The sequence below is a fragment of the Microcystis aeruginosa FD4 genome (assembly GCF_009792235.1).
GTDB lineage: Bacteria > Cyanobacteriota > Cyanobacteriia > Cyanobacteriales > Microcystaceae > Microcystis > Microcystis viridis.
Genome location: NZ_CP046973.1, coordinates 4,114,416 through 4,127,435, shown reverse-complemented (window position 1 = coordinate 4,127,435; position 13,020 = coordinate 4,114,416). Strand labels below are relative to the sequence as shown.

General features: G+C 41.8%; 13 protein-coding genes. 11 read left to right on the top strand and 2 right to left on the bottom strand.

Annotated elements, in window-relative coordinates:
* Positions 1-15 precede the first annotated feature (15 nt).
* From rsfS to GQR42_RS20460, 4 genes are all read left to right on the top strand, one after another.
* The gene (gene rsfS, locus GQR42_RS20475; protein WP_158201386.1) at positions 16-420 is read left to right on the top strand and encodes a ribosome silencing factor; all 405 of its coding nucleotides are present in this window, start codon (positions 16-18) and stop codon (positions 418-420) included.
* A gap of 5 nt (positions 421-425) precedes the next feature.
* Positions 426-929, top strand: coding sequence for a CGLD27 family protein (locus tag GQR42_RS20470; protein WP_158201385.1), 504 nt, complete (start codon positions 426-428; stop codon positions 927-929).
* A 15-nt stretch (positions 930-944) separates the two neighbouring features.
* A complete protein-coding gene (locus tag GQR42_RS20465) occupies positions 945-1,898 on the top strand; it encodes an asparaginase (RefSeq protein WP_158201384.1) in 954 nt (317 codons plus the stop codon).
* Positions 1,899-2,011: 113 nt separating this feature from the next.
* Complete coding sequence (locus tag GQR42_RS20460; RefSeq protein WP_158201383.1) at positions 2,012-2,272, top strand: hypothetical protein; 261 nt, start codon at positions 2,012-2,014, stop codon at positions 2,270-2,272.
* A 60-nt stretch (positions 2,273-2,332) separates the two neighbouring features.
* Here GQR42_RS20460 and GQR42_RS29020 read toward each other — a convergent pair whose 3' ends face one another.
* Positions 2,333-3,070: a PEP-CTERM sorting domain-containing protein gene (locus GQR42_RS29020; RefSeq protein ID WP_233271102.1), complete on the bottom strand. Its 738-nt coding sequence runs from the start codon at positions 3,068-3,070 to the stop codon at positions 2,333-2,335.
* 162 nt (positions 3,071-3,232) lie between these two features.
* Here GQR42_RS29020 and GQR42_RS20450 point away from each other — a divergent pair, with 162 nt between their 5' ends.
* The 6 genes from GQR42_RS20450 to cysK all read left to right on the top strand — a co-directional run bounded on the left by GQR42_RS20450 (position 3,233) and on the right by cysK (position 10,419).
* The gene (locus GQR42_RS20450) at positions 3,233-3,718 is read left to right on the top strand and encodes an ATPase (protein ID WP_158201382.1); all 486 of its coding nucleotides are present in this window, start codon (positions 3,233-3,235) and stop codon (positions 3,716-3,718) included.
* A gap of 791 nt (positions 3,719-4,509) precedes the next feature.
* Positions 4,510-5,445: a glycosyltransferase family 8 protein gene (locus GQR42_RS20445; protein ID WP_233271101.1), complete on the top strand. Its 936-nt coding sequence runs from the start codon at positions 4,510-4,512 to the stop codon at positions 5,443-5,445.
* A gap of 43 nt (positions 5,446-5,488) precedes the next feature.
* Positions 5,489-6,328, top strand: coding sequence for an FkbM family methyltransferase (locus tag GQR42_RS20440; RefSeq protein ID WP_158201380.1), 840 nt, complete (start codon positions 5,489-5,491; stop codon positions 6,326-6,328).
* A gap of 429 nt (positions 6,329-6,757) precedes the next feature.
* The gene (dapB, locus tag GQR42_RS20435) at positions 6,758-7,588 is read left to right on the top strand and encodes a 4-hydroxy-tetrahydrodipicolinate reductase (protein WP_045359697.1); all 831 of its coding nucleotides are present in this window, start codon (positions 6,758-6,760) and stop codon (positions 7,586-7,588) included.
* A 601-nt stretch (positions 7,589-8,189) separates the two neighbouring features.
* Entirely contained in the window at positions 8,190-9,401 is a 1,212-nt protein-coding gene (locus tag GQR42_RS20430; RefSeq protein ID WP_158201379.1) for an RNA-guided endonuclease InsQ/TnpB family protein, read from the top strand.
* A 58-nt stretch (positions 9,402-9,459) separates the two neighbouring features.
* Positions 9,460-10,419 (top strand): cysteine synthase A, encoded by a 960-nt coding sequence (gene cysK / locus GQR42_RS20425; protein ID WP_158201378.1) that lies wholly within the window; start codon positions 9,460-9,462, stop codon positions 10,417-10,419.
* A 242-nt stretch (positions 10,420-10,661) separates the two neighbouring features.
* Here cysK and GQR42_RS20415 read toward each other — a convergent pair whose 3' ends face one another.
* The gene (locus tag GQR42_RS20415; RefSeq protein ID WP_158201376.1) at positions 10,662-11,378 is read right to left on the bottom strand and encodes a hypothetical protein; all 717 of its coding nucleotides are present in this window, start codon (positions 11,376-11,378) and stop codon (positions 10,662-10,664) included.
* Between the two features lie 520 nt (positions 11,379-11,898).
* On the opposite strand from GQR42_RS20415, the gene GQR42_RS20410 reads away from it, so the two are divergent.
* On the top strand, positions 11,899-13,008 hold the full coding sequence (locus tag GQR42_RS20410) for a DUF2235 domain-containing protein (RefSeq protein WP_158201375.1): 1,110 nt from the start codon (positions 11,899-11,901) through the stop codon (positions 13,006-13,008).
* Positions 13,009-13,020: the final 12 nt, after the last annotated feature.

The window sequence follows — 13,020 nt, the reverse complement described above, 5'->3', positions numbered from 1 at the left end:
ATAACCACAAACTGAATGACCAATCCCACTGGAATTATTACCCCTGTCGCCGAAAATCTCAATACCGAAAAGTTTCTGGAGACAATTGTTACCGCTGCCGAGGACAAGAAAGCAGGGGACGTCGCCATCCTGAAAGTCGCCGATATCTGTTATTTAACCGATTATTTTCTGATTATTACCGGCTATTCTACCACCCAAGTGCGAGCGATCGAGGATGCGATCGAAGCTGCTATGGAACTAGAATGGCAACAATCCCCCCGACAAGTGGAAGGAAAAAGCGAAGGTAGCTGGATCCTGATGGATTATGGCGATATCATTATCCATATCTTTTTACCAAAAGAGCGGGAATTTTATAATTTAGAAGCTTTTTGGGGTCATGCTCAACGTATTCCTCTACCTAGCAACCATTTAGAGGAGTAAAGTCCATGAAATCCTCCCTTGATTTCTGTCCCGTCCCGGAAGAACAGCAACCGGTTAACGAGTACGAACAATTAAAAGAATCTTGGTTTTTTCGTTGGGCTACCCTAGATGTAGCCTCTTATACAAAAAAATTTCTCTGGTTATGGTTCTGGACATGGGTATTGGTCGGACCGATTGCCGCCGCTAGTTTTCCCCTCAAAAAGGCCCCTTTTCTCTTCTTCTGTGCGGGGATTTTTGGCTCGACAATTTTGGTAGGATTGGTGTTATTGCGCTTGTATCTAGGCTGGATCTACGTCTATGACCGCTTGCAATCAGAGAAAGTATTTTATGAAGAGTCGGGCTGGTACGATGGGCAAATCTGGACAAAAACCGCCCCTATCTTAACCCGCGATCGTTTAATCGTCTCCTATCAAATCCAGCCCATTCTCCAGCGTTTACAAAAAACCGCCCTGATTCTAGGGGCAATTGTCGCTATCAGTGGTCTTTTTTGGCTATTTTTCACTCACTAACCGCAACCAATCTGAATGAATAGGGTAAAACGTTCACCAACCCACCGCTTAGAAATTCATCTCCTCCGGGAAGGTATTATTGAATCGGTCCATCATGTCGAGGCCGCTATTTGCGATGACCGCGGCCGGGTATTATCCACCGCCGGCAGCGCCGAAACTAGCGCCTTTATTCGTTCGGCCCTGAAACCTTTTCAAGCGCTGGCTGTCACCAGTACCGGCACCCTCGAACGCTACGATCTCAACGATAAGGATCTAGCCATTATCTGTAGTTCTCACCAAGGCACAGTGGAACAGGCCCGTCAAGTCTTTAATATTCTCTGGCGCGCCGATATCGATGTCAATGCCCTGCAATGTCCCCTCCCAGAAGGTAAACCCAGTCGTTTGCAGTACAATTGTTCTGGTAAACACGCCGGGATGTTAGCGGTGTGTCAACAGCGCGGCTGGCCGTTAAATACCTATCTGCGGCGTTCTAGTCAGATACAGAAGCTAATTTTAAGCAAAATTGCCGAATTATTGGGGATGCCGGGGGATGAATTAATCAGCGCCCACGATGACTGCGGCGCGCCCACCTATTCAATGCAGTTGGGGCAAATGGCCCATCTCTACGCCCAGTTAGCCTCTGGCAATCGTTTGGACTTAGAAAGAATCGTCCGCGCTATGACCTATCATCCCCGCATGGTAGCAGGAGAAGGGGCTTTTGATACGGAATTAATGCAGGTTAGCCAAGGGGAAATCGTCAGTAAAGCCGGGGCCGAAGGGATTCAATGTATCGGGCGCGTCGGTGAAGGTTTAGGATTAGCAATTAAAGCTTTAGATGGTTCCAAACGGGCTAAATATGCCGCCGCTTTGCAAATTCTCAAACAGTTAGGCTGGATTACTCCCAATGTGGCCGAATCTCTCTCGGAAAAATTCCTCAAAATCGGCAGTTATACCCGCTTGGAAGTGGTGGGGGAAATGGCTTTATTGTAAATAGTCAGTTAACAAAGCGTAACACATCAAAAATAAAAGTTTTTGGTGTGTTAGGGCAGTATTTATATCTTGATTTTTTTCCCTAAAAAACTGAACTTCGGAGTACAATACCTATGACTAAATTAATTCAAGAAACTTTCGAGCAAATTGCACTGCTTTCTGAAGAACAACAAGATAGCCTGGCAACCTATCTAAAAAAACACCTAGCTGAATTTTTAGAAGAAGCGGAAAAAGAACGACGAATTGCAGAAGGGACTTATACGATAAGCGATTTTAACCAAAAAACTCAACAAGCTATTCAGAATATTGAAGAACAAAAAAACTTAACTGTTTGCCAAGATCAAGTTGAACTGTATCAGCAGCTAGGAATTTAATGTTATTACCCATTTTTGAAAATCGCTTTAAAAAAGATATTAAACGACTTAACGGGCGATTTAACCTATTTCTGTGGTTTCTTTTTCGATAGAATGATTGCGTTTTACTTCGCGTTTTATGGTTGCACCAGCACCGAGTATTCCTAGAGAAAAGAGTCCTAAAGTTGAAGTGGGTTCGGGAACTTGAAAACCTCCTACAAACGTATTTTCAAATCCGAATGACTGCCTAGGTCCTAGTGTAACAACACTTGTCACAGTGAGAAGTCCAGTGTTTGAAAGAAGTTCGCCATTACTACTTGCAAAATCTTTCAGGGTTACAAATTTCCCCTCTATATCTATTCCAGCAGGAAGAGTATCATTGGCTACAACAGTATTAGGTGAAAATGTTGTAGCGTTAGTTGTTACAGTTACTTGTTCTGAACCGGTTGTTATTGGAAACGCAGAATCAAAAGACCCTAATTTTCCATTTAAGGAAGCCCATATTACTCCTTTTGCAGGAAGAGGTTGGGCATTCGTGCCATAGGGTAAACTTGAAGGAATTGTGACTGAGCTTATTTCCTCAGAAAAATTATTGACTGATCCTTGAATATTTATTACTGCTGATTTGTCTGTGACGGTTCCTTTTCCAGTTACAAAAATTCTAGTATTTCCTGTGTCTATAGAAATACAAATGATACCTAATTCATCACATTGATCTTCTGGAGATTGGTCTTGGATACCAATCAAAGAAAATCCCTGCGCTGATAATGGAAATGTAGCAATTACTACACCAGCGAGTATTGATGTTAAACTTTTCATGTTTAGCGAAATTACTAAATGTACTTGCCCTAAGAGTAAACACATCAAACCTTTATTTCAAGACCCATAAAAGCCCCATAAAGAAATATAAAGACACTAAATTTGCATTTTGCTGTATAATGTCAAGCAATCCTGACTTAACTCCCTGTTTAAAATCATCCTATGAACTCATTCGATATTCAATCTTTTATAATAACTATTGATGAGCTTGTTTTCTCCCATACAGGAGAACATTTAGACGATCTTCAGCATGAAATCTTAGAGGGAGTCGTCAATCATCAAAAATACGCCGAAATCGCTCAAAAAAATCATCGTTCTCAGAAATATATCAAGGAAACAGCAGGTAAATTATGGAAAACCTTATCAGAAATATTAGGAGAAGAAGTCAATAAATCAAATTTAAAATCTAGTTTTCAAAGATATTATCATTCTAATTTTTCTAATGTTATCAATAGTATTCAAATTAACAAAGGTAATATCTGTACTGGGCTATCAGAACAGGAATTACACTCATCTAAAATTTATCAACAAGCTAAACTAGAAACAACTCCCGAACTAATCAAAGAAGGACTAACTATCGAACAAATTGCTAGAGCTTTAAAACTTCCCCTAGACTTAGTGCGATCGCAAATAGAAGAATTTGAGTAATTACGGCTGACTCTGGCGGGCAATCATTCGATTGAAGGCGGTTCCCAGAGGGTGGGCATCGCAATCTTGCTTAACCGATAGATTTACTCTGTCAATTTTAAAATCATGGGTTTAGACAAGCAGGGGAAGCAGGGGGAGATTTATCCCTCAATTCGATCTTGACAGACCTATTGGTCTATGGTACAGTGTGAGAGCATTCTGGCCGAATCTGCGGCGGTTTAAGACAATACCAATAGTAGACTATGAGTTTGAGCGATAGGAAAATTTGTTTCGTCACCCTAGCTTTCCGGGAAAAATACCGAGAATCACGCCCTCACCCTTGCCGAGGATATTCGTACTCTAACTTATAATGTAATGCCCCTTTTGTAGTTCTCACCGATCGCCCTGAAGTTTTTCCCAAATCATTGCGACACCAGTTATCCGGAGGAGGCGAGCCGTCATCGTTAAAAGGCTAAAAGTCTTTATAGTTAAGAAACTTACCCAAATAGAAATGATTTTAGTTGTCTTATATTTTTTCGTTGAAATTGAATTAGCCAAGATGGATATACATTTCAGCCATTGAACTATTTTAAATTAGGACAGAGCATAAAAGCAAGCTGTGATTGGGTTATAATTTTTAGAGATGTCTAATAGATATAGCGGTATGCAGTCGAATGAGGTATACTGCAACAAGCTATAAGTCAGTCTAGGCAAGACGATGGTCTGTATCTCACTCAAGCGAATACCGCTATAAGCGATTCTTTGACCTTGTTTCTATGGAATTTAAACTTGTAAGACACGAAGAGTTGATAATGCAAAATACTAAAACACCCACAGTCGTCTGTGCTGCGGACAACAATTACGCAATTCCTCTTGGCGTAATGCTTTACTCCTTGGCAGAGAACCTGAAAGACGGCAAAGTCTTTATTTATGTTATTGATGGAGGAATTACCAATGCTAATAAAAAAAAGGTGATTCGGTCCCTACAAAAATTAGAAGTTGAAGTGGTGCTTAACTGGCTAAGGCCTCAAGAAGCAGGGTTCTTTACAATCGTGGAAAAACTTCCGACTTGGGGTCATGTTACTATTGCCGCTTACTATCGTTTATTAATTCCTTATCTCTTACCCCCGTCGATTGAGAAAGTTATTTATCTAGATTGTGATTTAATTTTGAAAGAAGATTTAAACAATTTATGGAAAATTGACATTGATAATCAATATTTGTTTGCTGTGCAAGACATGGGATGTCCTCTAGTGTCAAATGGCTTAAAAACTTATCAAGAACTTCAAATATCCCCAGATACGCCATATTTTAACTCTGGGGTAATGATTCTTAATTTAAAAAAATGGCGAGAAGACGATATATCTTTTAAAGTTATTAATTATCTAGAGAAAAATGGAAGCCGTCTCCGTTACTGGGATCAGGACGGTCTCAACGCTATTTTGGCTGGCCGTTGGGGGAAACTGGATCCACGGTGGAATCAACTTCCTAATAACTTTTCATCTTGGCAAGAAAGTCATTTTTCCGAGGAAGTTTATCATCAGGTTATGGAAGCTCCTTATCTAATACATTTTGCATCAGATAGTAAACCTTGGAGATTTAAATTCTCTCCGTTAAGGGATACAGAAAAGCAATTTTTTGAATACTTAGATCGAACAGATTGGTCTGGATGGCGACCGAAAGAAGGATGGAGAAGAAGATTAAAACGATATTTTAACAAGGCTCTAGCCTATTTCAAAACAAAATGAATTATTTCCAATATTTTCTAGCAAAAGTTATAATTTTTTAGCCATGATGCTTGCAAAACTTAAAACTTACATCTCTCGATTAGTCGGCAAAAGATCGGACAAACAGTCAAAGTTTTGGAATATTTTTAAATCACCTAGTCTTCGCTACAAAATCTTTAAGGATAAGCTCGATACACTGCTTTACAGTTTATCCATTTCGCAAGCGCATATTTTCTTTATTCAAGTAGGGTCAAACGATTCTAGCTACGGTGATCCCCTACGTTCGTTTATGCTAGATGAACGTTGGTGTGGAATTATGATAGAACCCGTTGACTATGTATTCAAAAGATTAAGCTCTAAATATGGTGATTATGGTCGATTTAAGTTGGAAAATGTAGCGATTGCCGAAGTAAACGGGTTTAAGGAATTCTACTATGTTGAAGAGACGGATTCTTCTTTGCCTGTTTGGTACGATCAAATCGGTTCATTTTCCTTATCTCATGTCTTAAAGCATATTGATTTTATCCCAGAACTAGAACAACTAATTCGGAAAACTCAAGTGGAATGTATAACGTTTGAAGAGTTATGTAACCGGAACTCGGTTCGCACTGTAGACTTAATCCACATAGATACAGAAGGATTCGATTACGAGGTACTGAAAATGATAGATGTTGATCGGTTTCAGCCTAGTTTGATCCTGTACGAGCATAAACATCTTTCGGATAGCGATAGGATATCCGCTCGGAGTCTCTTGAGCGCACGAGGATATCAATTGTTGCAGTTAAATAGTATGGATACTGTTGCCGTTTCTGTAAAAGCATTGGAAAACAGAAAACCCTTAAAGTGGGCGTGGAAAGTGATCACTAAAAATTTATCTTATCATCAAAATTCAGCGAGCAATTAATTTTTACAACTGCTAGAACTCGCAAAATAATAAGTTGATGAGTTTGAGGTGATAAAATATGGTTAAGGGTGCATCTCACATTTGCCAAAATATCACCCAGACAAAGCACCATTGACGTAGGAACAGCGCAAAATCTAGAAGGCTCTAGACCTTCTGACTTTTCCACTGTACGCCTAATATTTTTACCCTTCTTCCCATCCCTGAAAACGACAGTTTAAGCATGGCATGGAGGGTTAACGACCAAGATTTTCCCTAAATAATCACGATTTTCTCATAACTACCCCTCGATCATTGTGCGTGAGAAAACGGATAATTAATTCAGTGATGAGGCAAAAGGCGGTTAGGTGTTGGGATTTTTTCCTTTGTCCCTGAAATACCCCTCCATCCCAACAGTCTATAATCCCTATATATTAAGGAGAATAATTAACCATGACCGAAAATAGAGGCCCGATTCCCGTAGTTGTCAACGGTGCTGCTGGCAAAATGGGACGGGAAGTCATTAAAGCCGTTGCTCGTGCCGACGATATGATCTTAGTGGGTGCAGTGGATCGAAATCCAGCTTTTCGAGGTCAGGATGTGGGAGAAGTGGCCGGTTGTGAACCCCTAGAAGTGCCGATTCTCGACGATTTACAGAGTGTTTTAGTCCTGGCAACTCAGGAAAAAGTGCAGGGGGTGATGGTGGATTTTACCCATCCCGACGGTGTTTATGACAATACCCGCAGTGCGATCGCCTATGGAGTGCGTCCCGTGGTGGGAACTACGGGATTATCGGCGGCACAACTGCAAGATTTAGCCGAATTTGCCGAAAAAGCCAGCACCGGCTGTTTAGTTATCCCTAATTTTTCCATTGGCATGGTTTTACTACAACAGGCTGCCATGCAAGCATCCCGCTACTTTGATCATGTGGAAATTATCGAACTGCATCACAATCAAAAAGCAGATGCACCCAGTGGAACAGCGATTAAAACCGCCGAATTACTGGCCGAATTAGGTAAAACCTTTAATCCTGCCCAAGTTTCCGAAAAAGAAACCATCCCCGGCGCTAGAGGCGGTTTAACTGCTGAGAACATCCGTATTCATAGCGTGCGTCTACCCGGTTTAATTGCCCATCAGGAAGTCATTTTCGGTTCTCCCGGGGAAATCTATACCCTTCGTCATGATACCAGCGATCGCTCCTGTTATATGCCGGGGGTTCTCCTCTCTATCCGTAAAGTTACTCAGCTGCAATCCCTCGTTTACGGTTTAGAAAAAATCCTCTAAATTCAGAGAAAGGTGGTTCCTTAATAATTAGGGTCTGCTGAAAAAGTTTTTCCTGGGGTGTAGAGTATGGGGTGTAGGGTTTTACCCATCTGTTGCTGGTTGCCCCCGGACGAATGCAAGAAGTCGGGGGGCAACCAGGAAACAAAGGAAAATGGAAATTTTGCCGATCTAGGGCTGGCCTTTGCTATAAGTGAGCTATATAGGACTTGCTGAATAAATGTGAAATGTAGGCAAGGTAAGGGTTTTGTGGCTTTACGAGCGAAACAGGTGCAAGATTTTGAGAGAATCGTGCTTCAAAACCTTGCGTCTTCATCGGCCCGCGTCCTGTAGGGGCGAAGCATTCGGGCAATAACCTATCGGTGAAACCATAGATTTTCTATCCGAATGCTTCGCCCGTACTTTTTCAGCAAACCCTATATAGCGCTCCGCTTGGCTAGTGAGGAAATTCTCAAACCCTGAAAGCGACTTGATCTGACGGTTGAGAGCTTACCGAAATTTTGGGTTAAAGCCCCGTCCTTTTAGGACGGCTTTTTAAACTATATCTTGTTAACTTAACTTTTATTGTGCTATACTAATTTTATCTAAGTACCCCGTGTGTAAAATGTTTGTCTTAGAGTTTAAAGTTAAAGCTAAAACTCAACAGTATCAAGCGATAGATGATGCTATTCGTACTGCTCAATTCATCCGTAACAAATGTGTCAGGTTATGGATGGATACAAAAGGTACGGGTAAGAACGATTTATACCGATATTCTAAAGAATTAGCTCAGGACTTTAAATTTGCCGATGAACTTAATTCAACTGCTAGACAGGCAAGTGCTGAACGTGCTTGGAGTTCAATTAGTCGTTTTTACGACAACTGTAAACGCAAGGTATCAGGCAAAAAGGGGTATCCTCAATTTAAGAAGTTTAGTCGTTCGGTTGAATACAAACAATCAGGATGGAAGCTTCTTAGCCCTAAAACTGTTAAGTTCACTGACAAGAAAAACATTGGTGTTCTTAAGTTGGTAGGAACTTGGGATTTAGGGTACTTTCAAGAATCCGATATTAAAAGGGTTAGGTTGATTCGGAGAGCGGACGGTTATTATTGTCAATTTGTCCTTTCTTGTGACGTTAAAGAAGATGTTAACCCATCAGGTAAGTGTATTGGCTTAGATGTGGGTTTGGCTTCTTTCTATACAGATCACAATGGCAACAAGGTTGATAATCCTCAATTCTTGAGAAAGTCCGAGAAACGATTAAAACGACTGCAAAGGCGATTATCTAAAAAGAAAAAGGGAAGTAAAAATCGTCAAAAAGCTAGACAAAGATTAGCTAAAGCTCACCTTAAAGTAAGTAGGCAACGTCAAGACTTTGCTGTGAAATTAGCAAGGTGCGTAGTTCACTCTAGCGATGTGATAGCCTACGAGGATTTAAGAGTTAAGAACTTAGTCAAGAATCATTGTCTAGCTAAATCGATAAATGATGCGGCCTGGTATCAGTTTCGGGAATGGATAGAGTATTTTGGGGTTAAATTCGGCAAGATAACGATTGCTGTCGCACCGAATTATACAAGCCAAAACTGTTCAAACTGTGGTGAAACTGTCAAAAAATCTTTATCGACTAGAACCCATCAGTGCAAGTGTGGATGTGTTTTGGAGCGGGATGAAAACGCCGCAATCAACATCCTTAAAAGGGGACTAAGTACGGTAGGGCATACCGGAACCTTTGGGCTAGATCCAATAAACGCTTGGGGAGAGAATACCTCTACTTTTTCAGAAGCAATTCTGTCTAAGCAAGTAATCTCTGTGAACCAAGAATCCCCGTCTCTTTAGAGCGGGGAGTGTCAACGCTATAACTAAGCACACGAATCACCTAGACAGAGAAAATATCATGCGTATCGCTCACGATGTCACCGAATTGGTTGGCCGCACTCCTTTAGTACAATTGAATCGGATTCCCCAAGCGGAGGGCTGTCTTGGCCGAATTGTGATGAAATTAGAAGGGATGAATCCCGCTGCTTCCGTCAAAGACCGGATTGGCACTCACATGATTAATAGCGCCGAAAAAGCGGGTTTAATCAATCCAGAAACCACAGTTTTAGTGGAACCCACCTCTGGTAATACGGGAATTGCCCTAGCGATGACTGCGGCAGCTAAGGGTTATCGCTTGATTTTAACTATGCCGGAAACGATGAGTTTAGAGCGCCGGGCGATGTTAAAAGCCTACGGTGCTACCCTAGAACTTACCCCCGGTTCCCAAGGTATGAAAGGGGCAATTTTACGCGCTCAACAAATTGTCGATAGTATCCCCGGCGCTTATATGTTGCAACAATTTCGCAACCCTTCTAACCCAGAAATTCACCGTCTCACCACTGCTGAGGAAATTTGGCAAGATACGGAGGGACAGGTAGATTTTGTTGTTGCGGGTGTGGGTACTGGCGGCACGATTACGGGAGTCGCTGAGGCAATTAAACCCCGTAAACCTAGTTTTCAAGTAGTCGCGGTGGAACCGTTCAATAGTCCGGTGATTTCTGGAGGTAATCCCGGCCCCCATAAAATTCAAGGTATCGGTGCGGGTTTTATTCCGGAAGTTTTACGCACAGATCTGATTGATGAGGTAATTACTGTCAGTGATGAGGAAGCTTTTCAATTTGGTCGTCGTCTGGCAAAAGAAGAGGGTTTACTTTCGGGGATTTCTTCCGGTGCTAATCTTTGCGCTGCGATTCAACTGGCCCAACGACCGGAAAATGAGGGTAAATTAATTGTGGTGATTCAGCCTAGTTTCGGGGAACGTTATCTGAGTACGCTGATGTTCCAAAATATCGAGGAGCGCGAGTTAACTTTGGTGTGAAAAAAATATCCTCTTCAGCCTCTAGCAGTCATCTTCATGGTGGGGTAGGATTCAGGTGTAGGTCGTCGGTCGTCAGGATTCTCCGAGTCAGGAGATAGGGTGATAGGAGTCAGGAGTCAGGAGATAGGAGTCAGGAGTCAGGAGTCAGGAGATTATTTTATTTATTCTCCCTACACCCCACACCCCACTTCCCCACTTCCCCACTTCCCCACTTCCCTATACTTCTTAAACAGGATTTAGTATTAATCGTATTTTAGGAGGGATTTTTTCACCTGTAGCGGTATTTGTAAAGGTTGCGGTTTGATTGCTTCTTTGCCAGAAAAATTATCAAGTAAAGCCGATCGCACTTGCGTATCGGTTTCTCGCGAGAGAAGATAACGAAAGTATTCTTGGCATTGTTCTCGACGACTGGGGGAAAGTTCCATTTCGCTTAAACGTCGGACGGCCATTAAGCGCATTAAGGGATCATTGACTGTTAATTTTTCTAACCAGCGATCGAAGTTTTTTGACTCATTTTGACCGCGATGGTCGAGAAAATGCCATCCTAGCAGGATTAAAGTCAAAACCGTGCCAAATCCTTGCAAAATTGAGGCCAGGGCCAACCAGCGATTTTCGGCATAAGTCCAAATTGCGACCGCGAGATAGGTGGCTAAACTGCCCAAACCGCCACAGACTACCGCTAAAGTTAACTTACCGCTATCGGCGCTGAAAAAAGCACGCCCCCACAGCCACAGCGATCGCCAGTTTCGCCCCTGGAGATGGTAAACTCCAATCATCGCCCCCACCCCGGTTAAAGTGGCCAAAACTAGCTGCCAATTCCACGCCCAGAGGATCAAAAAACTAGCACAAGCTGCCGCCCATGTCAAGAGTTGACGGTTTTTTTTTGCCGCGAGAGTTTTGATGACTCGACGCTGCAGAGCGGAGGAAAAATAGGGAGGAAGACGGAATACTGAAGACACGGGAAGTTTTTCACTGAGGGTTTGATGATCACTATAGCCTGTTCTCAGGCAGACAGATCATTTTTCTTGGTAAAAATCCTCGTGGGAAAAGAGGGAAGTGTTAGGGTGGGCTAAAATTGCGATCGAGAATCGGCTAAAGTTGAGGTTGGCGAGCTTAGGTGTTAAGATGGTTGGCCATCAAACTCAACTTTTTTTATTAATAAATAGCTCAACAATATTCTGTAAACTTATATACAGAAACCTCAAGAAATATATTAATTTGCCATCTTTAGGGCAGCAAGTTCTGATAGACGATCTAAAGTAGTAAGTATAAATACCGCATCTAATTTTACCTAGTCACGCCAGCTATCTAACTCATCTATTTCACTTCCGAACAGAGTTAAAACGTCCTTTGTCTCGGTTGAGTCTTGCGGGACTTTTACCTCAAGGAAAATCTCAATAATTTTGAGTCATGATTCACTAGAATCCTTAAAAATTTCCTCAACTGGCGAGTTTTAATAAACCTAGGAGGTTCATCGCTATGAAAAGCCGTCTTATTGTTTGTTGTGATGGAACTTGGCAAGATTTAGCACAAGATTATCCTACCAATGTTGTCAAAATGGTGCAAGCTATCACGCCACTTGATGATAGTCAGGGCAATCCCATCCGTCAAATCATCTACTATGACGAAGGGATTGGAACAAAACAAACTAATGCCAAGGTGACTGATACTTTAATTAAAATTGCTGGAGGTGCTTTAGGCATTGGCATGGATCATAAGATTGAGGATGCCTATCGTTTTCTGTGCTTAAACTATCAACCTGAAGATGAAATTTATCTCTTTGGGTTTAGTCGGGGAGCTTACACTGTACGCTGTTTAGCTGGGTTAATTTATAATTGTGGTTTGTTGTATCGAGAATTTATCCGACAAATTCCCAAAGCCTACGAAATTTACCGAGACAAACAAGACCCAAATAACGCACCTAACGGTAAAAATGCCATTGATTTCCGTAATCAGTATGGACGACGAGTTCCCATTAAAGCCTTATGTTGTTGGGATACGGTTGCTTCTTTAGGTATCCCCGATATCGTTCATTCTCTGCACTTGGATCAAAAGTTCAACGAACGTTATCGCTTTTATGATTCGACCATCAATCCTACAATTGAAAAGGCGTTTCATGCAGTTGCCATTGATGAAATTCGTAAAGTATTTGATGTAACACTAATGCGTCCCCATTCTACCCACATCAGACAACAAAAAGAACAAGTGGTTCAGGTTTGGTTTCCAGGGGGTCATGGTTGTGTTGGTGGAGGTTCTCAGAAAGAATCTGGCCTATCCGATGGAGCTTTATTGTGGATGATGGAACAAGTCGAAGCCTTGGGTTTGGCCTTAGATAAAAGTTATATTCAACATGAAGTTCATCCCAATTGTAGTGCGAGTTTTGATAATACGTCAAAATGGCCATTTAATGTAGCGGGAACAGCACCTCGTCAGTTTGAAGGGGATGTTAGCAATTTGCATGAAAGTGTTAAAAATCGCTGGACAGACCTGAATATTAATCCACCCTATGAACCGGCTATTCCCGAAATTCAAATGATGCTTGAGCAAGAGCTTGGTGCTTTGAGAAAGAAAGAAATAGTCTCTGTTTAGCACTTCTCTCCC